The sequence below is a fragment of the Serratia sp. AXJ-M genome (assembly GCF_046531865.1).
In the GTDB taxonomy this organism is placed as follows: Bacteria; Pseudomonadota; Gammaproteobacteria; order Enterobacterales; family Enterobacteriaceae; genus Serratia; species Serratia liquefaciens.
Map to the genome: position 1 here is coordinate 1,455,049 of NZ_CP059394.1, position 23,115 is coordinate 1,478,163.

The following is a 23,115-nucleotide window of genomic DNA, read 5'->3' on the forward strand; positions in this document are numbered from 1 at the left end:
GAAAAACGATGACAACAATGAAAACCTTAGTGTGTGAGCAGCCGACAAAATTAGTTTATCAACGGCGTCCGGTGCCTTTTCCTGCCGCGCAGGAAGTGGTGATCAAAATAATCACCGTCGGCATTTGCGGCACGGATATTCATGCCTGGTCCGGTCATCAGCCTTTCTTCAGTTATCCACGCGTATTGGGCCATGAAATATGCGGTGAAATTGTCAGCGTCGGCAATAACACCACTGACTGGCAGGTGGGCCAGCGGGTGGCGGTAATGCCGTATATTTCTTGCCACCGCTGTGGCGCTTGCCAAAGTGGCAAAACCAACTGCTGCGAGAATATTTCGGTGATGGGTGTTCATCAGGATGGCGGTTTTTGCGAATACCTCAGCGTGCCGATCGGCAACCTGCTGGCGGTGGACGATGTGGCTCCTGAAGCGGCGGCACTGATTGAGCCCTTTGCCATCAGCGCTCATGCGGTGCGTCGTGCCGGGATTGCGGCGGACGATCAGCTGCTGGTGGTAGGTGCCGGGCCTATCGGGCTGGGCGTCGCGGCGATTGCCAAAGCCGATGGCGCGCAGGTGGTGGTGGCGGATACCAGCGCCGAGCGTCGGCGGCACGTCGAGCAGGTGTTGCAGTTACCAACGCTTGATCCGCAGGATGAACGCTTTGATGCGGCGCTGCGCGGCCAGTTCGACGGCAAATTGGCCGCCAAGGTGATTGACGCCACCGGCAACCCGCAGGCGATGAACCACGCCGTCGATCTGATTCGTCACGGCGGCAGCATCGTGTTTGTCGGCTTGTTTAAGGGCGACCTGCAGTTCTCCGATCCGGAGTTCCATAAAAAGGAAACTACCTTGATGGGCAGCCGCAACGCGACCAGCGAAGACTTTGCCAAGGTGGGGCGGCTGATGGCGGCAGGGAAAATCACCGCGCAGATGATGCTTTCACACCATTTTGATTTCGATAGCCTGGCGGAGCATTACGAAGCGCAGGTGATCAACAACAGGCAGTTAATTAAGGGTGTCATTCACTTTTAATAAGCCCCAGCGGGAAATGATGGCACGCGTCATTTCCCGGCCACAAAAGCATCATCCCGTTGTCATAAACTTATCCGTTAATAGGTGCCCATAATGATTAGTCACTGAAACCAGAGAAATCATATGGCTCAGGCACTGTTAAAACTGGCACCAACCGATTTTCCAGGGCAGCAACCGGTTCAACTACAAAAAGTGTTATCGGTTAAAGGTTTGGGAAAAGCGTATAAATCTCAGCATCGCGTGCTGGATGACATCAACTTCGATCTGCACGTCGGTGAATTCGTGGCGGTGATCGGGCGTTCCGGCGCCGGCAAATCCACCTTGCTGCATACCCTGAACGGCACCATTCCTTCGAGCTGTGGCGAGATGCTGCACTTTGAGGATGACGGCGTAGCTCAGGATATCGCGCAGCTTTCCCCTCGTCAGATGCGGCAATGGCGTGCCCGCTGCGGCATGATTTTCCAGGACTTCTGCCTGGTGCCACGGCTGGACGTGATGACCAACGTGCTGTTGGGGCGACTGAGCCACACCTCGACCCTGAAATCCTTCTTCAAACTGTTTGACGATACCGACCGCGCCCGTGCTATCGAGCTGTTGCAATGGCTCAATATGCTGCCGCATGCCCTGCAGCGCGCCGAAAACCTGTCAGGCGGTCAAATGCAGCGAGTGGCGATCTGCCGCGCGCTGATGCAAAACCCCAAAATCCTGCTGGCCGATGAGCCGGTGGCGTCGCTCGATCCGAAAAATACCCGTCGCATTATGGATGCGCTGCAAAAAGTCAGCGAAAACGACATCGCAGTGATGGTGAACCTGCACTCGGTCGAGTTGGTAAAAGAGTATTGCACCCGGGTGATCGGCATTGCACAGGGCAAGATCGTGTTTGACGGCCACCCTTCGCAATTGAACGAACGGATACTGCACCAGCTGTACGGCGAGGAAGCCAATCAGATCCATTAACCACCAGAACCTTTATCTTCACTTTTACCTTTACACACACAAGGCATTGTAATGAAAAAAGTATTGAGTCTGACCACAGTGATGGCCGGCGCGATGATGGTATTTAATGCTGCCGCAGCGGATGCACCTAAAGAACTGAATCTGGGCATTCTTGGCGGACAGAACGCCACCCAGCAAATCGGCGACAACCAGTGCGTGAAGCAGTTCCTGGACAAGGAACTGAACGTGGACACCAAGCTGCGCAACTCCTCTGACTATTCTGGCGTGATCCAGGGTCTGCTGGGCGGCAAAATCGATCTGGTGCTGAGCATGTCACCGTCGTCGTTTGCCTCGGTCTATATCAAGGATCCGAAAGCGGTTGATATCGTCGGCATCGCGATTGACGACGTAGACCAATCTCGCGGTTACCACTCCGTGGTAGTGGTTAAAGCCGGTAGCCCGTATAAAAAGCTGGAAGATCTGAAGGGCAAGGCCATTGGCTTCGCCGATCCGGATTCCACTTCCGGTTTCCTGATCCCGAACCAGGAGTTCAAGAAACTGTTCGGCGGCACGGTAGACAATAAATATAACAACGCCTTCTCTAGCGTCACCTTCTCCGGCGGCCATGAGCAGGACATCCTTGGCGTGCTGAACGGCCAGTTCGAAGGCGCGGTGACCTGGGCGTCGATGATCGGCGACTACAACACCGGCTATACCAGCGGCGCGTTCAACCGCATGATCCGTATGGACCATCCCGATCTGATGAAACAGCTGCGCATTATCTGGCAGTCGCCGCTGATCCCGAATGGCCCAATCCTGGTGAGCAACTCGCTGCCGGCTGATTTCAAAGCCAAGGTTGTGACGGCCATCAAGAAGCTGGATAAGGACGATCACCAGTGCTTCATCAAGGCCATGGGCGGTAAACAGCACATCGGTGACACCACTCTGGCGGAATACCAGAACATCATCGACATGAAACGTGAGCTGACCAAAGGCGACCGTTAATGCTGACGGGGCTCGGCCTGGTCGAGCCCCGCTGAATTCCTCACGTCGGAAACCTATTTTGAATACAGATTTTGCGCACTACTACCAACAGATCCGCAGCAAGCAAAAGCGCGAGACGCTGTTTTGGTCGCTCGGTCTGGTGGCGCTCTACCTGGGCGCCGGCAGCATCGCCGAGTTCAACCTGCACACCGTGTGGGTCTCCATTCCTCACTTCTTTGATTATCTGGCGGAAACCATCCCCACCCTGCATTGGAATCTGCTGTTCGCCGATGGCCGCACCGAAGGCTCTTTGGCCTACTGGGGCTATCGGTTGAATATCCAACTGCCGCTGATTTGGGAAACGCTGCAGCTGGCGCTGGCGGCCACCATTCTTTCGGTACTGGTGGCGGGGGCGCTGGCATTCCTGGCGGCCAATAATACCCACAGCCCGGCGTCGTTGCGGCTGGCAATCCGGACGCTGGTGGCGTTTTTGCGCACCATGCCGGAGCTGGCCTGGGCAGTCATGTTCGTGATGGCGTTTGGCATCGGTGCCATTCCGGGCTTTTTAGCCCTGGCGCTGCACACCATCGGCAGCCTGACCAAACTGTTTTATGAATCGATCGAAACCGCGTCCAACAAGCCGGTACGTGGGCTGGCGGCCTGTGGCGCGACGCCGCTGCAGCGCATGCGGTTTGGCCTTTGGCCGCAGGTAAAACCGGTCTTCTTGTCGTACAGCTTTATGCGCCTGGAAATCAACTTCCGTCAGTCGACCATTTTGGGGCTGGTGGGGGCGGGCGGCATCGGCCAAGAGCTGATGACCAATATCAAACTCGATCGCTATGACCAGGTCAGCATGACGCTGCTGCTGATAATTCTGGTGGTTTCGCTGCTGGACTATGCCTCGGGCGAACTGCGCAAACGGGTCGTGGAGGGGAAAAAATGATCACAGCACCAACGCTCACGGCGGAAGGAATGCAGGCGCTCAAGCAGCAGCATCCGGAAATATTCTCGCAGCAGCGTCGCTACCTGCGCACCGTCGGCATCATCGCGGTAGCGATCGCGCTGTATTACCTGTTCTTCTTCCAGTTTTTCGGCATCTCCTGGCCGCAGTTCGTTAACGGATGCCATCAGCTTGGCCGCTATTTTATGCGCATGTTCGTCTGGCATGATTTCGTCAACTGGCCGTTCATGTACTATTTCCAGCAGATTTTCATCACCATCGGCATCGTGTTCGCCGGGACCATTACCGCTTCGCTGATCGCCTTGCCGCTGTCGTTCTTCGCAGCGCGCAACGTGATGTCAACGCCGCTGTTGCGACCCATATCGGTGGTGGTGCGACGGTTTTTAGATATTTTTCGTGGCATCGATATGGCGATCTGGGGGCTTATTTTTGTCCGCGCGGTTGGTATGGGGCCGCTGGCCGGGGTGCTGGCGATCGTGATGCAGGACGTTGGGCTGCTCGGAAAACTGTATGCGGAAGGGCATGAGGCGGTCGATAAATCCCCGAGTCGTGGTCTGACGGCGGTGGGGGCCAACGGCCTGCAAAAGCACCGTTACGGTATCTTCACCCAGTCGTTCCCGACCTTTCTGGCGTTAAGCCTTTACCAGATTGAATCCAACACCCGCTCGGCGGCAGTGCTGGGCTTTGTGGGGGCCGGCGGCATAGGGTTGGTGTATGCGGAAAACATGCGGCTGTGGAATTGGGACGTCGTGATGTTTATCACGCTGATCCTGGTGGTGGTGGTGATGATTATGGATAAGGTGTCGTCGATCCTGCGTAATAAATACATCATCGGCGAAGACATTCCGTTGTACCAGCAGAAAAGCCAAATCGATTAAGCACTGACACTATTTCACTGGCGGTTGGATATATTTGGCTTCTGATGCTGCGTTATCCACTTACAAGATTAACGCAGCGTATAAATAGCCAGGTAATTATGATTAAGGCGCAATGTCACCGTTGCGCCTTGTTATTTTTATGGGATTTATCCCCCTCGATGTTCTATGTGTTGTGTGGTACTTCAGTAATCGCTATCGATTAGTGCGTAAGTGCATTCTTAATTATTTTATCCAGGTCTGTTAGAGGACAAAATAACCTTGAGGAATGCAGGATGCCAACTATCACTAAATCAAAATCACTTTATACTTTGACGCGACCCGTTTGGTTAGATGCTGCGGGCATGAGCAAAGGGATTGACCACGATCGTCAACATCTGGGGATTATTCTCGCCGCCGGCCAAGTGGTGCGCGTTCGCCAGACCAATGCGGCCTTTAGCGGCAAGCTGAAGCTGCGCTTGCTGAACGACGACAGCAAAACCGAGGCCGAATTCACTATCGGCAGCAGCTGGGTTGAGGCCAGCGTGAAGGCCGTATCCGTGCCGTTTATCGACACGCCATATGCGGCTGGGGCGCCCGTCGTGGAGGTTGAGTACCCGGACACGTCGAAAATCTTGCCGGTCTACCGTAAAGGCGAAAACGAAACGGCGTTCTTCGCCCGCTGGGATAATCAGGATGCGGAGTTTGCACTTGTCGAGTCCGACTACGCGGCGCTGCTGGTGCCAAAAATCAGCAAAAAAGAGCTGAAGGCGCTGGGCGAAGCTAAAAACATCGACGGCCTGATCGCCTATTACGATCGTATTTTCACTTTTTATAATGCGCTGGCGGGGGTGTCATTCGAGGCTGAGAATGCTTCGGATCTTAATATTAAAAACCGCTACTTTATTAAGGCCGATAAAAATGGCGCCGGTGCTGCTTATTACGGTGGTCGTTGGACGGCGGAAACCAGTAATTCGGTCAGCAGTTTCTGGCTAACCCCGAAAGACAATAACTGGGGAAGCCTGCATGAAATTGCCCATGGTTATCAGGGCCATTTTATGGGCGATAAATACTTCGCCACCGGTGAGATGTGGAACAATATCTATGCTGCCTGTTATCAGGACGTGATGCTGGGGGCGCGCAAATATCAAGAAGGCTGGTTGTATGCGCATGGCGATATGGCCGGCGTGGAGAAGGTTATTGTCGATTTTATCGCCAAAGCTACTCCGCTTAATCAATGGGACCTGCGCTCGAAACTCTACTTTGCGGTTCTGATGGTGGATAAGGCGGGCAAAAATGCCTTCACCCACTTTAATCAGCAATACCGTAAACGTTGCAACACCCCAGGCTTTGTTCCTTCCGAACATGCGCTGCTGGATATGCTCAGCGAAAGCTTTGCGATCTCCGGCGAGCAGATTGACGTTACGCCATTTATCCAACTGGTCGGCGGCTACGTCACACCGGCTCAGCAGAAGCGTAATGTCTTTAGCCACGCGAAAGCGGTTTATCCTCTCTATCAATTGGTTGCCGCGCAGGATCTCGATGCGGTGAAAACGCAGTTGAAGCTGGACTCCACCCTGCGTCTGGTGGATTCCGCCCAGTTGAAGGCTACCGGCCTGAAAGGCAACGTTACCCTGAGCTTTGACATTGACGATTTCGCCCAGATTTACGGCGAAGATCTGATCCTGCTGGAAGGGGCCCGTTACGTTCGCAAAATGCGGATCGACAGCTCAACCCTGGTGCTGAAAGAGCTACCGATTGGCGTTTATACCCTGCGACTGCCTACCGGCAAAGACCGGAAGTATCAGTTGGCCCAGGGTTACCTGGTGCTGAAACAGGGCGATAACGCGCTGAAGCTCGGCTTGGTTAAAAAAGTTGCGTCGCCGATCGCTACGCAAGAAATTAATCTGTTGGGGCTGAGTGATGCCGTTTTCGCCACGGTTGTGGCCGATCGCGGCAGGGGCAAAGTGGTGATTGACGTTACCAGCAAGGAACCGCACTCTTACTTCCCCGGAGAGACCTATGCCAAAATCACCCTGCGCAATGCACAAGATGCGGTGATCTTCAGCAAGGATATCCAGGGTACCGCCGCGAGCCTGAGCCATGATGAGTTGCCTCTTGCCGTCGGCGACAAAATTGAAATCTATCATGTGGAGCCGGGACGCGTACGGGTGGCACCGGCCTCTCCGGATATCATTGATAATAAAAATAAAACCAACGTATTGACGATCACCCAATACGGATTGAAGAACGAAACCTTGTCGGGAGATCCGCAGGCAGCTCTGTTGGTGCGTCTTGAGGCAGCGGTACAGCGTCTGCGTGAATACCGTCAGGCGTATTTAGCGCCATTCAGTGAGTTTAAAGACGATATCTATCTGGCGATCAACACCTTCGACAGCCCGCAGCGCGAGCAGTTATCGGCAAGCTATCAGGACTGCATTCCGGCTCACAATACCCGGCCGGGAGATCACCTGGGCAATGCCTTTACCATTGCCGGCAAAGGCATTGGCGATCGTCAGTTCCTGACCGGTACGGTCGATTTGGTGAAGAAAACTTTCACCCTGTCGATTGGGGCAGGGATTGCACATCATTACTTCAAGGATGTTTATGCGGCCGTTAGCTACACGGATGCGGAAGGTAACGTGCTGTATAGCGATGAGGTGGTGGGTAACCAGGAGCAACAGGCTCGTTCGGTCGTGTTGCCAATTTCCGGCTACGGCGGCGAGGTGATTCAACTGCGTCATGAGGAACCGGATAACCGCCTGATTATCACCAACGAGATGCAGCATGTCCGGCTGGCTGAAAAGGGCAAGCAGCAGAGCTATTGCCTCACGCCGGTGGGGTTGGAACGGATTACTGAATAACCTATACCCGTCATACTTGAAGCTGCCTCTGTGTTGGCTGCGCTCACTTACCCGAATCACTTACTACAGTAAGCTCATCGGGATGCGCTCCCTTGCCGCCTTGATGCAACTCCAATTATTTAGGGTATATATATGGTGCCGGTTTGATAACCCAAAAGCCAAATCGATTGAGAAACCCTGCACTGATCCTTATACTGCCGCACATATTCAAGGCGTGCGGCACTTATTTGATTTAACAACGCGAGCACGCCTTCCGGTTTACAAGCTAAAGGCAATTCTATGATCAACAATGACGTGCTGCGCAGCGTGCGCTACATGCTGAGTATTAACGACGCGAAAATGGTCGAGATTATCAAGCTGGATAATTTCGATGTTGCGGTCTCGGCAATGGGTGCTTACGTCATCAAAGAAGGTGAGCCAGGTTTCGAGAAGTGCCCGGACGAAGTGATGGCTCACTTCCTGAACGGTCTGGTGTTTTTCAAACGCGGCAAGGACGACAAGTTCCCGGCGCCGGAAGTGGAACTGCCGATCACCAATAACCTGGTGTTGAAAAAGCTGCGCGTGGCGTTTGAGTTGAAAGATACCGACATGCACCAGATTTTCACCGCCGTAGATTTCCGCATTTCCAAGCCAGAACTGAGCGCGCTGTTCCGCAAAGAAGGCACCAAAAACTTCCGCCCGTGCGGCGATCAGATGCTGCGTTATTTCCTCAAAGGTTTGGCGCAACGTCTTCGCGGCGCATAAGTTACGCCACCATTGATGAAACCCGCTGCCCAACGCCAACATCCTGTTGGCGTTGTTCTTTCTGCGATATGAACCAAAATCGAGCTTAATTCTTATTTAGCGTCTCAAAAACGGCTCCAATTCTCCGCGTCATCATCGGCAAGCGCTGGTCCTTTCGGCGCGGTAATAACCTGCGGGCGGACATTAATCGCGGCGGGCGCGGACGTGGCGAGTTTGAAAACGGCGACGGTTTGGTTCAAGTGATTGGCCTGATCTTCCAGCGCACTGGCGGCGGAAGCCGATTGTTCAACCAGCGCGGCATTCTGCTGGGTCACCTTATCCATTTCGTTAACGGCTTGCGCGATTTGTGCAATCCCACGGCTCTGCTCTTCTGAGGCGCTTGAGATCTCCTGCATGGTTTCAGTGACCTGACCGATGGCGGTAACAATTTCCGTCATAGCCCCGTTAACGTTCTCCACCAGATCGTTGCCCTGACTGACGCGCAGCACCGACGTATCAATCAGCGTTTTAATTTCTTTGGCTGCCTGAGCGCTGCGCTGTGCAAGGTTGCGCACTTCACCGGCGACCACGGCAAAGCCACGGCCTTGTTCACCTGCACGCGCCGCTTCCACCGCCGCATTCAGGGCCAAAATATTGGTTTGGAAGGCAATGCCGTCAATGACGCTGGTGATATCACCAATTTTGCGTGAGCTGTCGGCGATATCGCTCATGGTGACCACCATTTTGCGAGTAATCTCGCCGCCGTTGATGGCACTTTGCGAAGCGCTTTTCACCAACGAGGTAGCTGCACCGGCGCTCTCTGCGTTGTTTTTCACCGTAGCAGAAAGCTGCTCCATGCTGGCCGCCGTTTCTTCCAGCGAACTTGCCTGTTCTTCCGTGCGGCTTGAGAGGTCGTTGTTACCTACGGCAATTTCCTGCACGCCGGTATAAATATTTTGCGTGCCTGCACGGACGGCGCTGACGGTATTCGCCAGCTCATCACGCATATTGACGAGCCCTTGCATCAGCTTGCCAATTTCATTATTCCCACTGGCATTAATTTCTATCGCCAAATTTCCGTGTGCAATTTCAGCTTGATAGTCGATAATCTGATTGATTTTGTTGATCACATATTTTCTGATCCAGACCAGTACCACGCCGGTTAGCAGAATAAAGATGAAAATAAACGTCAACGATAAAGGCACCATTTTATGGTAACTGTCCTGTGCCGCAATACCCGCTGGAGTAATAATATCGTTGGCAACGTAGGCTGAGGTCTCATCAAGCGCAGACATGAAATGCGTGGCTGAGCTATTGTGCATAATTGTTTGGAAACGGGAGATATCGCCATCTTCCAGGCTGATAATTAATTTAAGCAGGTCGCCGCGTGCTTTTTCATACAGATTCTTGACGTTCTTGGTCCGCGCTTGTTCATCCTGATCCTTCAGTGACAGTTGATAAAATTCTTCCATCAATTTATCAACTTCAGTGAGGCGCTGGCGAAGTTCGCCCAGAGATTTTTTTGCATTGTGATTTTGTGGCTGCGTGCTGAGCATCAAGGCATCTTTCAGCACGTCTTCACGGATCTCGGTAACGGAAGCGTAGGCATTATCCATTGCCATGATTTGATTAAAGCCGGAGGAGATTTGTGTAATGCGGTTATTGGTGCCTGAGGCATCCAGAATGCTCCATACGCCGGAGAATATCTGAATAATACAGAATAGGGTTAAAATCCCCATTAGCCCGTGGGAGATTTTTAATCGTTCAAACATAGTACAACCTGAGATTTCAGTGAGGTGCCAGTGCGGCAAATAACACTATTTTGCCGCGAGAAGTGCTGTGTGTTTTCGGCAGATTACGATAAAACTTTAGTGATTAATTGGGGACGGGGTTTTGAGTGCCATAATATCTTTGTTTTTAACTTTTCGTTTTTAGTTGAAACATACAGATAACATGAACTGGCCTGAGGCCTATTATCCAAAGCCCGGCAGTAAAGTAATAGCGATACCTCGAGGGAAAATAGCTTAAGATTTTGTAACGGAGCGTATTTATTTTTTCTGGTAATTATTAATCATGTTTCTATTTTAATGGCGGTGCAGCCAAACCCAAACAGGGCTCAGACTGCTGACAAACGCTCGAAAAGGCTAAACCGGTAGGGGTCGAACATGTTCGACCCGATTTAATTCATTGATTATGCTATTGGGCGCAGCATGCCGCGGTCCTACCATTAAACAACAGAGCACTTTGTCAACGGCTTTAGCCCGCAGGGGGGATTGGCGAACCGCCGAGCAATTGCTGCGCCAGCGATTCTGCGTGTTGCGCCACCTGCGGCAACCCCATCAGTTCACCGAAGCGTCCGCGAGCGGCGGGGCCTGCCACGTAGAGACGATCGTTACTTTTTCCCTGGCGATCAATCGCTCGCGAGTGGGCATCAACCCAAATTCCCAGCGCCAGCGGATCGGGCTGGATAGCCCCTTCCGCTGCGAGCTGCTTCAGCAGCGTATCGCTGTTGAGCAACGCACCGTGCGCCGGGCCAGTTGTGACAATCAGTTTATCCACCCGCAGAGTTTCCGTAGCGGCTTTACCGCGTGCCTTCACCGTCAGAATGAGCGTTTCTTTGTCTACCTCAACCTGCTTAAGGCTGGCGGCCAGCACCTTAAGGCGCCCATTTTGCTGTAGCAGGGACAATACCTCACTGACCTGCGGTGCAATGCGGTAACGGTGCACGTCCCACCATGGACGCAGATGGCGTAGAAAGCGCCGCTGTTCTTTCAGCGAAAGCCGTTGCCAAATCTGCTGTCCGTTCAGCCGTATGTCATCCAGTACCCCTTGCCAGGGCAGGCCTTCCTTGGCGGCCAGCGCTACTTCCTGTCGGACTCGCCGCAGCCAGGCGCGGGCGCTGTCCGCCTGTGGACGCCGATAATCAAGCTGGCGAGGCGGCGACTCACCGGTCAGATTTGGCCGGGGCAGCAGGCCGCGGCGCGAGAATGCCAGGACTGGCCCACGATGCCCCTGGCGCTCAAGCGATGCCACCACGTCAGACATGGTTAACCCGGAACCGATGATAGCCACCCGCGCACTCTTCTCCACCCCGATTAACGCATCTGTCCGCCACGGATCGGCGATAAGGCCTGGATGGTCTTGCGGCACCTGCTGTAGTTGTCTCGGTACGGCAGGGGGAGGGTGGCTGATGGCCAGCACCACCTCATCCGCGCGATATCTATCCCCGGAGGCCGTCAGCACCTCTGCATTTTGCAGCGCCACGGCACAATCCTGAACATGGGTGACCTGTACCGGCGATGTTTCCAGCGCAGCGGCCAGCTTGTCGACGATATAGGCGGCGAACCGTCCCCGTTGCGGATAAAGGCTGCCATCCGTCCAGAGCGCTTTGTCATCCTGTATGAGGCTTCCCTCAGCCCTCAGCCAGCGGTCGAAGTCGCCTTCTTCGGCGGCGGAAAGCTGCATACGTGCGGCAGGGACGTTTATGCGATGCGCCGGGTCGACCGTGCCATAAGCCACGCCCTGAGCCAACTGCGCACGAGGCTCGATAACGATCACCTTCAGGCCGGATTGGCCCAACCGCGCCAGATGAATAGCCAGCGCGGTACCGCTAAAGCCGCCGCCAATGATGACAATCTGCCGATCAGCCATGACTTAACACCGGTTGCTGTTGGCGTTCCAGCTCGCGAACCCGCGGGATCACTTCGCGGCCAAAGAACTCCACCTCTTCCTGAAAATGCAGGAAGCCCAGCAGCATCAGATCCACGCCGGCTTGTTTGAGTTCGACGATCCGCTCCGCTATCTGCTGCGGGGTGCCAATCAGGTTGGTTTTGAAGCCATCGTTATATTGCACCAAATCCTCCAGCGTCGATTTCGCCCAGTTACCTTCGCCCTCAGGGGAGGCGCTACCGGCATTTTTCACCTCAGACTGGAACCCTTTGACCGCATCCGGATTCGCATTGTCCAGGATATCACGCAGTACGCTTTGCGCTTCCTGCTCCGTTTGGCGGGCAATGACGAAGCCATTGACGCCGATCTTGACCTTGTGCTGATTTTCGGCGGCTTTTAGCTGGATATCTTCAACCTGCTGACGGATACCTTCCGGGGTGTTGCCGTTGGTGAAGTACCAGTCGGACACTCGCGCGGCCATATCCCGCGCGGCTCTTGAACTGCCTCCCTGGAAAATCTCCGGTTGCGGATCCAGCGGTTTCGGCTTCAGCGAATAGTCGCGGAAGCGGTAAAAATCACCGGCAAAGGTGAAGCTGTCCTGCTGCCAGATGCCCTGCAGGCAGCGAATGAACTCTTCCGAACGCAGATAGCGCTCCTCGTGATCCAGCCAGGGTTCGCCAATGGCTTTGAACTCGCCCCGGAACCAACCGCTGACGATATTGACCGCAATACGCGCGTTGGACAGATGGCTGATGGTGGCAATCTGTTTGGCGGCGAGGGTTGGATTCCATGGGCCCGGCAACAGGGCGGCGATGACCTTGAGCTTGTCCGTCGCTCCCAGCAAGTCCTGTGAAAATGTCACCGACTCATGTTGATTATCCGCGCCATAGCCGGCGGTAAAGCGGATCTGCGTCAGGGCATAGTCAAACCCGGCGCGCTCGGCAATTTGCGCCAGCTTGCGGTTATAGTTTGCATCCCAACTGGTGCGCTGAGGGATTTGGCTGATCACCAGGCCACCCGACACGTTAGGGACCCAGTAGGCGAACTTGATCGGTTCATTGCTCATGGTTTTCTCCTCAGTTTCACTTTTTCACCGGACGACGATCGCCGCCGATGGTTTCTCCAAATGGCCCGGTGTTAACCGTGCGCTGACGTTTTTCGACGTTGCCCGCCAGCGGCAACAGTGGCATCACCAGTTCGGCAAACCGGTGAGCCTCTTCCAGGTGCGGATAACCCGAGAAAATAAAATTAGTGATCCCCAATGCCTGATATTCACGGATGCGTTCGGCAACCTGTTGTGGATTGCCGACCAGTGCGGTACCTGCGCCGCCGCGCACCAGCCCCACGCCTGCCCATAAGTTGGGGGCGATGCGCAAACTGTCCTTCGAGCCGCCGTGCAGTGCGCTCATGCGGGCCTGTCCGGTCGAGTCCATACGCGAGAAAATTTTCTGTGCGGCGGCGATGGTGTCATCATCCAAATGGGCAATCAGTTTGTCGGCGGCAGCCCAGGCTTCCTCTTCCGTTTCCCGAACAATGACGTGCAGGCGAATGCCGTAGTCCAGCGTGCGTCCGCGCTCCTGGGCGCGCCGACGCACCACGGCAATTTTCTCCGCCACCTGCTCAACCGGTTCTCCCCAGGTGAGATAGGTGTCGATCTGGCTCGCCGCTACCTCCAGCGCTTCCTCTGACGAGCCGCCAAAAAATAGCGGCGGCCCGTTCTCCTGTACCGGCGGGAACAGCACTTCAGCGCCTTCAACCCGCAAATAATCGCCCTGAAAATCGACCTTTTCGCCTTTCAGCAGGCGGGAATAGACCTCCAGAAACTCGCGGGTGACCTGATAGCGCTCGGCGTGACTGAGGAAGATCCCATCGCCTTTGTTCTCGATGGGATCGCCACCGGTCACCACGTTGATTAACAGGCGTCCCTCCGAAAGGCGATCCAGCGTGGCGGCCATCCGCGCAGCAAGGCTCGGGGGCTGCAACCCAGGGCGCACGGCGACCAGATAGCGCAGACGTTTGGTGAGGGGGGCGAGTGCGGCAGCGACCAGCCAGGAATCCTCGCAGCTTTTGCCGGTTGGGATCAGCACGCCGTAATAGCCAAGGTTGTCTGCCGCCAGCGCAACCTGTTGCAAATAAGGCAGATCTACGGCTCTTCCGCCCTCGGTCGTGCCCAGATAACGGCCGTCGCCGTGGGTCGGTAAGAACCAGAATACGTTGATGTTTTGCGCCTGCCGTTCGCTCATTAGTCATTTCCTATATAACGATATCTTAATTTATTCAATAGAATATCCACGCTTGGTTATAAACAACCAAGCAGAAAGCATGCCAAAATGATTGGTTATTTTTGTTCTTATCTATTAACGGGTTAGCGATTTTTGTCGTGGACGGTTTTGCTGCAAATGCAGCAGTGACTGATGGCAGGCTGTTGCATTTGCAGCAACGGGGGCGGTTGAGCCTCTCGTCTTGTCTGGCCGCTGTCGGTATTGTTTCGGTACTGTTCCCTTAAAGGTATCGACGATGCAAAGCTCCGGTCCGCGGTTAATTGACCCCGCTTCTCTTGCCTTCCAAAACGTTCTGGATCGTCTGGCTCCGACGGACGCCACCGTGCTTATCGTGGGCGAAACCGGTACGGGTAAGGAGCTAATGGCCCGCTATCTGCACCATCACAGCCTAAGGCGCGATCGCCCCTTTCTGGCGGTGAACTGTGGCGCGCTGACGGAGAGCCTTGCCGAGTCGGAACTGTTTGGACATGAGAAAGGTGCTTTCACCGGGGCGGTGGATCGCCACCAGGGTTGGTTCGAGGCGGCAGAAGGGGGCACCTTGCTGCTGGATGAAATCGGTGAGTTAAGCCTGCCACTACAGGTAAAGCTGCTGCGTGTATTGCAAGAACGGGAAGTGACCCGGGTGGGCTCCCATCGGCCGGTAAAAGTGAACGTCCGCGTCGTGGCCGCTACCCATGTGGATCTGGCGAATGCCATCCGCGAACGCCGCTTTCGTGAAGATCTTTATTACCGGCTCAACGTGGCCGCCGTGACTCTGCCTCCCTTGCGCCAGCGGCGGCAGGATATTCCACTGTTGGCTGAGCATTTCCTGACGCTGTACGCGCGGCGGTTGGGGCGCCCTCAACTGCGTCTTAGCGCAGAGGCGCTGGCCACGCTGATGGATTACCCGTGGCCGGGGAATATCCGCGAGCTGGAAAACACCCTGCATAATGCGGTGCTGCTCAGCAAAGCGCCGCTGATTACGCCGCAGCAGCTGAGGCTAAGCGCTGAAATGGCCAGCTTGCCGCCTCAGGGGGATGCTTCGCTGGACAGCTTCCTTCGCCAGCAGTTGGTGGGTAACGATGGCCCCCTCTACCAGCGGGTGATCGACTCGCTGGTGCGCAATGCTTTTGAACTGAGCCAGGGTAACCAGTTGCAGGCCGCGGCGCTGTTGGGCATCAGCCGTAATACGCTGCGTACCCATCTGGGGCATCTTGGCTTAATCAAAGCCAGGAGAAGCGTCGGCGGCACGGCGTTAAAATCTGGCCGGAGGACCGGCAGCCGTGAACGCGAACTGCGTATTGGTTACCAGAAGTTTGGCAACCTGGGAATACTCAAGGCCCGCCAGTCGCTGGAGGCGCGCCTGGCCGACAGTGGGGTGAGCGTGTTGTGGAGCGAGTTTCCTGCCGGTCCTCAGTTGCTGCATGCCCTGACTAACCGAGAGATCGATTTTGGCACTACCGGCGAGGTTCCTCCTTTATTTGCTCAGGCCGGTAACAGCCCATTGCTGTACGTTGCCTGGGAACCGGCCGCACCACAAAGCGTGGCGTTGCTGGTTACCGATGACAGCCCGATCCGCACTCTTGCCGACCTGCGCGGAAAGCGGATTGCGGTCAATAAAGGCTCCAATGTGCATTATCTGCTGTTGCAGATCCTTGATGAAGCCGGATTGACGCTGGAAGACGTGCGGGTGGTTTATGCGCCGCCAAAATACCCGCTGACCCCCAGCGATCATCATGCGGTGGATGCCTGGATGATGTGGGATCCCTTGCTGAGCGATGCCGAACAAAGCGGGCAGTTCAGGGTTATCGCCAACGGCGTAGGGCGGGTGAACAACCATCAGTTCTATCTTGCTCACCGCGATTTCGCCGGCCACTCTTCCGATTTGCTGCACGGCCTGATGGCGGCGCTGGAACAAACCGGGCACTATATTGACGCCCATCGCGACGAAGCGGCAACGCTGTTGTCGGCCGAACTGGGGCAAGGTATCCCCTCGCTCACCCACGCACTGGCTCGTCGCAGCCATCAGACACGCCGAATGGATTTAAATATCATTCGCCAGCAGCAGGCGATAGCCGACCGTTTTTACGCTTTGGGGCTGTTACCCCGAGCGATTAAAGTTCGCGAGGCGATATGGCAGTGACGGGTTACTTCCGTCATCAACCCTGTTCCCTTGGCGCTAATGCATTCATCAAAGTGGGGTGCGGCTTGTTTGTGATCGATCGAAAAGCGGCATTTAGCCGCGTGAGTCGAGAGCGTGGTGCATACCAGAAAGCCCCGCCAGCGCTGTAATAACAGAAAGTATACTGCACCTTTTTTGCTCGCCGATTGTGCAGCGCTGGTGCAGGATGATTATTTTATTGTCATAAGTTTTAATTATAATTTATTGAAATCATACGATTAAAAATTGGCACGTCGGTTGCTCTATTGAATCCCATCTTGTGTACTAGATGGAATTCAGCCGATGACCCAGCCTGTTAATACGCTACGCGGTTTCACCCTCAGCGAATGGCAACACCACTATCACACCCGCCCAGCCGACGAGCGCATTGCCTGCGTGCGCGCTACCCTGACTGCACTGGCCGCCGACCTGCCGGCGGATGACAACGCCTGGCTGTATCTTGCCAGCGCCGCACAGCGTGAAGTGCAGTACCAAAGATTGGCGCAGCAGCTTGAAGCGGTTGCCGGCGATATCAGCCAGCTCCCGCTGTTTGGCGTACCCTTTGCGGTAAAAGACAACATCGACGTCGGCGGCTGGCCGACCAGCGCGGCCTGCCCGGAGTTCGCTTATCTGGCGGCGTCGGATGCCACCGTGGTCGCCAATTTGTGCGCTGCCGGTGCCATCGCGATCGGTAAAACCAATCTCGATCAGTTCGCGACCGGGCTGGTGGGCACCCGTTCGCCACACGGCGCGGTGGTCAACAGTTTCGATAGCCGCTACGTCAGCGGCGGTTCCAGCTCCGGTTCGGCGTCGGTAGTGGCGCGCGGCCTGACGCCGTTTTCTCTGGGCACCGACACCGCAGGTTCGGGGCGCGTTCCGGCCGGATTCAACAATATTGTCGGCCTGAAACCGACCAAAGGCGGGCTGTCGAACCGTGGCGTGGTGCCCGCTTGCCGATTGAATGACACCGTATCGGTGTTTGCCCTGACGGTGGCGGACGCAGCGCTGGTGGCCGAATTGGCCGGCGGCTATGACGCAGCCGATGCCTATTCCCGCATTAACCCCCGCACCGCCCCGGCGGATTTACCTGCGTCACCTCGTTTCGCGGTGCCTGCGCAACTCGAATTTTTCGGCGATGTGCAGGCCGAGCGGGCATTTCAGCGGGCGCTGGCGCAGTTGAAAAGCAGCGGCGTGACGCTGGAAACCCTCGATTTTACGCCGTTTCGCGTGCTGGCGGAGCAGCTCTACTACGGCCCTTGGGTGGCGGAGCGCACCGTGGCGGTCGAAGCGATGCTGAGCGCCAACCCGCAGGCCATCAATCCGGTGGTGCGCGGCATCGTCAATAACGGCCTGAAGTACAGCGCCTGCGATGCTTACAAGGCGGAATACCTGCGTGCCGAACTGACGCGGCAGATTGAGCAGCAACTGGCTCCCTTTGATGCGCTGGTAGTGCCGACCTCGCCGACGATCCGCACCCTGGCGGAAATGGAGCAAGAGCCGGTGTTGTTTAACTCGCAGTTCGGCACCTACACCAATTTCACCAACCTGGCCGATCTGAGCGCACTGGCGCTGCCTGCGCCGATGCGTGACGACGGATTGCCTGCCGGTATCACCCTGATTGCACCCGCCTGGCACGATCGTGCGTTGGCGGCGTTCGGCCAGCGCTGGCAGCAGGCTCAGGATCTGCCGCTTGGCGCAACGGGTCGCCGGTTGCCTGCTGCTCAATTCTTGACGCCATCCAGCCAGCACGTGCGGGTAGCGGTGGTCGGTGCGCACCTCAGCGATATGCCGCTGAATTTCCAGCTCGTGCAACGCGCGGCAACTCTCGTAGAGCAAACCACTACCGCGCCGTGCTATCGCCTCTACGCCCTCGCCAATAGCCAACCGCCAAAGCCGGGGTTGGTCAAAGCCGCTCAGGGGGCCGCCATCAGCGTCGAACTATGGGATATCCCGCTGGCGCGTTTCGGCGAGTTGGTGGCCGAGATCCCGGCGCCGCTGGGTATGGGCACCTTGCTGCTGGTAGACGGACGACGGGTGAAAGGCTTTATCTGCGAACCCTGGGCGCTAGAGGGCGCGACGGACATCACTGAATTTGGCGGTTGGCGCCACTATACCCGTCATCTTTCAAACCGTGGCGTTGTTGGCTGCACAGGCGCACCCCAGTCACTTACCTGAGTAAGCTCCCGGGGATTTACCTGTTTGCCGCCTAGCCACTGCCTGAAAACTATTGGGTATAGCGAATCTGGTCTTATAAGGGTTTCATTATGTTTACTACCGTATTAATTGCCAACCGCGGCGAAATTGCCTGCCGGGCGATCCGCACCCTGAAACGTCTGGGCATCACCAGCGTAGCGGTCTATTCCGATGCCGATCGCAATGCGCCGCACGTGACCGAGGCTAATCTGGCGATACCGCTCGGTGGCGACAAGGCCGCTGACAGCTATCTGTGCATCGACAAGATCCTGGCGGCCGCGGCGCAAACCGGCGCGCAGGCGATTTATCCGGGCTATGGCTTCCTTTCCGAGAGCGCCGAGTTTGCCGACGCCTGTGAAACGGCGGGCATCGCTTTTATCGGTCCGACGGCGGCGCAGATCCGCGAGTTTGGCCTGAAACACCGTGCTCGCGAGCTGGCGGCGGTGGCGCAGGTGCCGATGACGCCGGGTACGGGCCTGCTGAACAGCGTTGAGGAGGCGGTCAGCGCCGCCGGCCGCATTGGTTATCCGGTGATGCTGAAAAGTACCGCCGGTGGCGGTGGCATTGGCCTGACGCGCTGTGACGATGAAGCCGCGCTGCGTGAGGCTTATGACAGCGTAAAACGCCTGGGCGAGCAGTTCTTCCGCGACTCCGGGGCCTTTATTGAGCGCTTTGTCGATCAGGCCCGGCACGTGGAAGTGCAAATATTTGGCGACGGTCAGGGCTGGGTGGTGGCGCTGGGTGAGCGCGACTGCTCATTGCAACGCCGCAACCAGAAAGTGGTGGAGGAAACCCCGGCACCGAATCTGCCCGCCGCCACGCGTCAGGCGCTGCATCAAGCCGCAGTGGCGCTGGGGGCATCGGTCAACTACCGCAGCGCCGGCACCGTGGAATTTATCTACGACGCTGCGCGTGACGAGTTTTATTTTCTGGAAGTGAATACTCGCCTGCAAGTGGAGCATCCGGTGACTGAATGTGTCACCGGGCTGGATCTGATTGAATGCATGTTGCAGGTGGCGGCGGGCGATGCGCTGGACTGGGCGGCGTTGCAACGAGCGCCGCAGGGGGCATCGATTGAAGTGCGCATTTATGCCGAAGATCCGCTGAAGCATTTCCAACCCAGCCCCGGCGTGCTGACTGAAGTGCACTTTCCGGACGACGTGCGCGTCGACGGTTGGGTGGCCACCGGTAGCGAAGTGTCGGCCTTTTATGACCCGATGATCGCCAAGCTGATCGTTCATGGCGAAGACCGCCGCCAGGCGCTGGAGAAAATGCGTGTCGCGCTGGATGCAACCCGACTGCACGGGATTGCCACTAACCTGGACTATCTGCGACAGGTGATTGCGACCGAGGCATTCCAGAACGGCAGCGTCTGGACACGCATGCTGGACAGCTTCCGGTTCCGACCCAATAGCATTGAAGTGCTGCAGCCGGGCACCTACAGCAGCGTGCAGGATTATCCCGGCCGTGTTGGCTATTGGGATATCGGCGTGCCGCCGTCCGGGCCGATGGACGACTTCGCTTTCCGGCTGGCCAACCGCATTGTCGGCAACCACCTCAGCGCCGCCGGGCTGGAGTTTACCCTGCAGGGGCCGACCCTGCGCTTTCACTGCGACGCCATCATTGCCCTGACCGGCGCGGATTGTCCCGCCGATCTGGACGGTGAGGCCGTGGCCTACTGGCAGCCGATAGCGGTGCGTGCCGGTCAGGTACTGCGTTTGGGGCGAGCACAGCGGGGATGCCGTACCTATCTGGCGGTACGCAATGGTTTTGACGTGCCGGTGTATCTGGGCAGCCGTTCGACCTTTGCGCTGGGGCAGTTTGGCGGCCACGCCGGCCGTACCCTGCGCGTGGCGGACATGCTGGCGGTATCGCAACCGGGTTTGGCTGCCGCCACGACTCCGGCGCCGATTGCGGCCCCGCAGGCAATGGACGAAAGCCTGATCCCGCAGTACGGCAATCTGTGGAATATCGGCGTGCTGTATGGTCCGCACGGCGCACCCGACTTCTTTACCCCGGCATCCATCGAGCGTTTCTTTGCCGCCGAATGGCAGGTGCATTACAACTCCAACCGGTTGGGTGTACGCCTGTCCGGGCCTAAACCGGAATGGGCGCGACAGGACGGCGGCGAGGCGGGGCTGCACCCGTCCAACGTGCACGACTGCGAGTACGCCATCGGTTCGATTAACTTCACCGGCGATTTCCCGGTGATCCTTACCCGCGACGGACCGAGCCTGGGCGGCTTTGTTTGCCCGGTGACCATCGCCAGGGCGGAACTGTGGAAGGTCGGTCAGGTGAAACCGGGGGATCGCATCCGTTTTCATCCTATCGGTTTCAAGCAGGCGCAGTCGCTGGAGCAGGCGCAGCTCGGCAGTATCGAAGCCCTGGCGGCGGTGAAGGCCATCACCCTGGCACCGCCGGATCTGATGCCGGGCACGACTGCCTCCGCCGCCATAGTGGCGGCGTTACCGGCCACCGACAGTCGGCCGGCAGTGGTCTATCGCCAGGCCGGGGATGGTTACATTTTGCTGGAGTACGGCGACAACGTGCTCGATCTGGCGCTGCGGCTGCGCATCCATTTGCTGATGCAATCGCTCAAGCAGGATGCGATCCCGGGCGTGGAGGAGCTGGCACCCGGCGTGCGATCGCTGCAGATCCGTTATGACAGCCGCATTATCGGTCAGGCCGATTTACTCCAGCGCTTGTTGGCGCGCGAACAGGCGTTGGGAGATGTCAGCCAGCTGAAAGTGCCGACGCGAACGGTTTATCTGCCGATGGCGTTTGAAGATTCTGCCACGCTGGGCGCGGTGGAACGTTACCAGCAGACGGTGCGTTCGTCGGCCCCCTGGTTGCCGAACAACGTCGATTTTATCCAGCGCATCAACGGGCTCGGCAGCCGCGAGCAGGTGCGCGACATCATCTTCGACGCCAGCTACCTGATCCTCGGGCTGGGCGACGTCTACCTGGGCGCACCCTGCGCGGTGCCGATCGACCCGCGGCACCGTTTGCTCAGTTCCAAATACAACCCGGCGCGCACCCATACCGCCGAAGGCACGGTTGGCATCGGCGGCATGTACATGTGCATCTATGGCATGGATTCGCCGGGCGGCTATCAGTTGGTCGGACGTACCTTGCCGATTTGGAACAAATTTCTCAAAAACCCGCAGTTCAACCCCGGCGAGCCCTGGCTGCTGCATTTCTTCGATCAGGTGCGTTTCTACCCGGTGAGCGAGCAGGAGCTGGATGAGCAGCGCGAGGCGTTCCGTGAAGGGCGCGCGCAGATCCGCATTGAGGACAGCGAATTCGATTTTGCCGATTACCGCCGTTTTCTGGCGGAAAACGCGGAAGACATCAGCACCTTCCAGCAGCGCCAACAACAAGCATTCAGCCACGAAGTGACGCGCTGGCAGGCGGAGGAGGGGGAGGCCGAGGCCCAATTGTTGCCACCGCAGACTGATGAGGAAGAGGTGGATGGCGACCTGGTCAGCGCCGACCTGAATGGCAGCGTGTGGAAGATCCTGGTCGAGCCGGGGCAGAGGGTGGAAGCCGGTCAACCGCTGATCGTGGTCGAGGCGATGAAAATGGAGCTGGCGGTCACCGCGCCGCGCGCCGGGATCATCAAGCGCATCAGTTGCCAGCAGGGGCGACCGGTGGGGCCGGGCGATGCGCTGCTGTGGCTGGAACACGCCAGCTGACGCTCAATCATTCACGTCGGGGCGCGCTATGCCGCGCCCACGGAGAGGCATGCGATGCAAATCACCAATAACCGCAGCAAGGCTCGGCCGGAGGGGCTGGCGGAACGTATCTATCTGCAGCTCAAGGACGACATTTTTGATTTTCACCTGCTGCCGGGCGATCGCTTCAGCGAAAACGAAATTGCCGTGCGTATGGACGTCAGCCGTACGCCAGTGCGTCAGGCGTTGTTCTGGCTGGAGCGCGAGGGCTACGTAGAGGTGCATTTTCGCAGCGGCTGGCAGGTGCGTCCGTTCGATTTTGCCTACTTCGAGGAACTGTATGACCTGCGCATCGTGTTGGAGTGCGAAGCGGTAAAACGGCTGTGCGCTCGGCCAATGGGCGAGGTGCCGGGGCCGTTGGCGGCGCTTACCCGTTTTTGGATCGACGAACCGCGGCTGGAGGAGGGAAAAACCGTCTCAGTGCACGACGAGCAGTTTCATATGGTGCTGGTCGAGGCGGCGGGGAATGGAGAAATGGCGCGCATTCACCGCGATTTGACCGAGAAAATTCGCATCATACGTCGGCTCGATTTCACCCAGGAAAGCCGGGTGGAGGCGACCTACAACGAACACGCCGCCATTTTGCGGGCGATCTTGCAACACCGAACCGAGGAGGCGCAAACGCGGCTCAGTCACCATATTGCCGTCAGCAAGGCTGAAGTAAGAAAAATAACTCTGCATATGCTGCATCAGGCCCGGCTTCGTCAGCCATAACCCGGCGTCTTTCGAGCTGCAGCGTTGTTG

General features: G+C 56.9%; 15 protein-coding genes. 11 read left to right on the plus strand and 4 right to left on the minus strand.

From position 1 onward, the window contains the following. Positions 1-8 precede the first annotated feature (8 nt). The 7 genes from H0S68_RS06865 to H0S68_RS06895 all read left to right on the plus strand — a co-directional run bounded on the left by H0S68_RS06865 (position 9) and on the right by H0S68_RS06895 (position 8,374). A complete protein-coding gene (locus H0S68_RS06865) occupies positions 9-1,031 on the plus strand; it encodes a zinc-binding alcohol dehydrogenase family protein (RefSeq protein WP_410529259.1) in 1,023 nt (340 codons plus the stop codon). 123 nt (positions 1,032-1,154) lie between these two features. Beyond that, a complete protein-coding gene (gene phnC / locus H0S68_RS06870) occupies positions 1,155-1,988 on the plus strand; it encodes a phosphonate ABC transporter ATP-binding protein (protein WP_020825828.1) in 834 nt (277 codons plus the stop codon). Between the two features lie 51 nt (positions 1,989-2,039). Then, positions 2,040-2,972: a phosphonate ABC transporter substrate-binding protein gene (gene phnD / locus H0S68_RS06875; protein WP_020825829.1), complete on the plus strand. Its 933-nt coding sequence runs from the start codon at positions 2,040-2,042 to the stop codon at positions 2,970-2,972. Positions 2,973-3,030: 58 nt separating this feature from the next. After that, positions 3,031-3,894, plus strand: coding sequence for a phosphonate ABC transporter, permease protein PhnE (phnE, locus tag H0S68_RS06880; protein WP_020825830.1), 864 nt, complete (start codon positions 3,031-3,033; stop codon positions 3,892-3,894). Next, entirely contained in the window at positions 3,891-4,790 is a 900-nt protein-coding gene (gene phnE, locus H0S68_RS06885) for a phosphonate ABC transporter, permease protein PhnE (protein WP_041414326.1), read from the plus strand. The genes phnE (H0S68_RS06880) and phnE (H0S68_RS06885) overlap by 4 nt, the downstream gene beginning before the upstream one ends. A gap of 272 nt (positions 4,791-5,062) precedes the next feature. After that, positions 5,063-7,630, plus strand: a complete 2,568-nt coding sequence (locus tag H0S68_RS06890) for a putative mucin/carbohydrate-binding domain-containing protein (RefSeq protein WP_410529260.1) — start codon at positions 5,063-5,065, stop codon at positions 7,628-7,630. A gap of 279 nt (positions 7,631-7,909) precedes the next feature. Then, positions 7,910-8,374, plus strand: a complete 465-nt coding sequence (locus H0S68_RS06895) for a DUF1456 family protein (protein WP_020825833.1) — start codon at positions 7,910-7,912, stop codon at positions 8,372-8,374. A gap of 104 nt (positions 8,375-8,478) precedes the next feature. On the opposite strand, the gene H0S68_RS06900 is transcribed toward H0S68_RS06895, so the two are convergent. From H0S68_RS06900 to ssuD, 4 genes are all read right to left on the minus strand, one after another. After that, on the minus strand, positions 8,479-10,125 hold the full coding sequence (locus H0S68_RS06900; RefSeq protein WP_410529261.1) for a methyl-accepting chemotaxis protein: 1,647 nt from the start codon (positions 10,123-10,125) through the stop codon (positions 8,479-8,481). A 484-nt stretch (positions 10,126-10,609) separates the two neighbouring features. After that, positions 10,610-12,004, minus strand: a complete 1,395-nt coding sequence (locus tag H0S68_RS06905; protein WP_410529262.1) for an FAD/NAD(P)-binding protein — start codon at positions 12,002-12,004, stop codon at positions 10,610-10,612. Beyond that, positions 11,997-13,088, minus strand: a complete 1,092-nt coding sequence (gene sfnG, locus H0S68_RS06910) for a dimethylsulfone monooxygenase SfnG (protein ID WP_122077743.1) — start codon at positions 13,086-13,088, stop codon at positions 11,997-11,999. The genes H0S68_RS06905 and sfnG overlap by 8 nt, the downstream gene beginning before the upstream one ends. Positions 13,089-13,104: 16 nt before the next feature. Then, a complete protein-coding gene (gene ssuD, locus H0S68_RS06915; protein ID WP_020825837.1) occupies positions 13,105-14,265 on the minus strand; it encodes an FMNH2-dependent alkanesulfonate monooxygenase in 1,161 nt (386 codons plus the stop codon). A 274-nt stretch (positions 14,266-14,539) separates the two neighbouring features. Between ssuD and H0S68_RS06920 the strand changes: the two genes are divergently transcribed. The 4 genes from H0S68_RS06920 (at position 14,540) to H0S68_RS06935 (ending at position 23,085) form a co-directional block, all read left to right on the plus strand. Further along, positions 14,540-16,426, plus strand: a complete 1,887-nt coding sequence (locus tag H0S68_RS06920; RefSeq protein ID WP_217330950.1) for a sigma-54-dependent Fis family transcriptional regulator — start codon at positions 14,540-14,542, stop codon at positions 16,424-16,426. A 321-nt stretch (positions 16,427-16,747) separates the two neighbouring features. Continuing rightward, a complete protein-coding gene (gene atzF, locus H0S68_RS06925; protein WP_410529263.1) occupies positions 16,748-18,619 on the plus strand; it encodes an allophanate hydrolase in 1,872 nt (623 codons plus the stop codon). Positions 18,620-18,708: 89 nt separating this feature from the next. Beyond that, on the plus strand, positions 18,709-22,332 hold the full coding sequence (uca, locus tag H0S68_RS06930; protein WP_410529264.1) for an urea carboxylase: 3,624 nt from the start codon (positions 18,709-18,711) through the stop codon (positions 22,330-22,332). Between the two features lie 54 nt (positions 22,333-22,386). Next, positions 22,387-23,085, plus strand: a complete 699-nt coding sequence (locus H0S68_RS06935; protein WP_201895596.1) for a GntR family transcriptional regulator — start codon at positions 22,387-22,389, stop codon at positions 23,083-23,085. Positions 23,086-23,115: the final 30 nt, after the last annotated feature.